At 56.2% G+C, this 1,291-nt stretch carries 2 protein-coding genes; one reads left to right on the top strand and one right to left on the bottom strand.

Translation table 11 applies throughout. The annotated features are described in order from the left end of the window. A partial coding sequence (locus EN884_RS36185; protein ID WP_128361141.1) for an SEL1-like repeat protein occupies positions 1-774 on the top strand: 774 nt, incomplete at its 5' end. Positions 775-1,023: 249 nt separating this feature from the next. On the opposite strand, the gene EN884_RS36180 is transcribed toward EN884_RS36185, so the two are convergent. After that, positions 1,024-1,291 (bottom strand): FMN-binding negative transcriptional regulator (locus tag EN884_RS36180; protein ID WP_206617755.1); only part of this gene is annotated, 268 nt, incomplete at its 5' end.

The following is a 1,291-nucleotide window of genomic DNA, read 5'->3' as shown; positions in this document are numbered from 1 at the left end:
TTTTGGAAAAGGAAGGCCGAAGAGCGCGGTTACAGCCGCGCAGAATATAATTTGGGAGTGAATTTCCTAGAGGGGACACTCACCGCCACGAACTACACCGAAGCCATCGCGTGGTTCAGGCGGGCTGCGGAACATGGCGACGTGTTGGCCAATCACAATCTTGGCCTATTGCTTTTGACAGGACGCGGAACTCCCAGTTCACCGCCAAATCTGAGAATTGAAGTCGACAAGGTACAGGCGCTGAAGTCGATTGCGTTCTCCGCCGAGAGTGGATTTGCGGACTCTCAAGCGGCTCTTGCTGCCATGTATTTCGAGGGGAACGGCGTAACGCAGAGCTATTCTGAAGCGGCCAGATGGTACCTATTGGCCGCGGAGCAGGGCTCAGCGTATGCACAAACGATGCTGTCCGCCATGTACCTTACTGGGCATGGTGTAACCGCCAACCAAGACACTGCCGTGAAATGGCTGAAGAAAGCGGCAGCAAACGGGAATGCTGCGGCTCAGGAACAGTTGGGCCAGAGTTATGGCGGCGGATTCTACGGACTGCCGCAGGATTTCATGCAAGCGATCGAGTGGACGACAAAGGCGGCGGACCAAGGAAACGCGGAAGCACAAAACACTCTTGGAGTAGCCTATCTTAAAGGTCTTGGAGTGCCGTCCGAGCGAGAGGTGGCTCATGATTGGTTTAAAAGGGCCGCCGCACAAGGTAATGCTCATGCAATTTACAACATAGACAAATATTTTAATAAAGATAAGGTTTTTACAGGGCAATGACCCGATTTCTATTTGGCCGGGCTGGGCTTCACCAAGGCTCGGCTTCATCAGTGCTCATTGGCGCGCCTTAATTTCCTTCGCGAACGGTGATGGGCCGGACCGACAGACCTCAAAAGACCGTAGTGTCTGCTTATTGATCGTCCCAGCGCGAACCATGTCACTGACCGCGCTATGGTCCTCAAAGGCGTCGCTCTGAAATTCCCGCTTGGTCGTCATGACCAACCTCCAAGCTACATTCCGCCAATTCAGCTAGACGCCGTCCAGGCCGCCATAGGATCTGACCAATCCGGCCATGTCGGGCGACCGGTGGTCCTCGTGTTCGAGCCCTTGCGCAACGCCGACGCGATCGGCGACCGGCCGGTTCTGGCTGACCTTCCACTTGCCGTGGATTTCGCTGATCTCGATTTCCAGCCCGATAATGCCCTTGATCTGCGACTGGATGAAGGGCTCCGGCGCATCGGTCACCGCCCAGGGCGCGGCGCGGGCGCCTTCCTGGGAGACGGTCAGATCGGCGATC

Origin of the sequence: Mesorhizobium sp. M7A.F.Ca.AU.001.01.1.1, from assembly GCF_004022735.1 — a bacterium.
GTDB classification, from domain to species: Bacteria; Pseudomonadota; Alphaproteobacteria; order Rhizobiales; family Rhizobiaceae; genus Mesorhizobium; species Mesorhizobium ciceri.
This window is presented reverse-complemented; position numbering and strand designations above follow the sequence as displayed.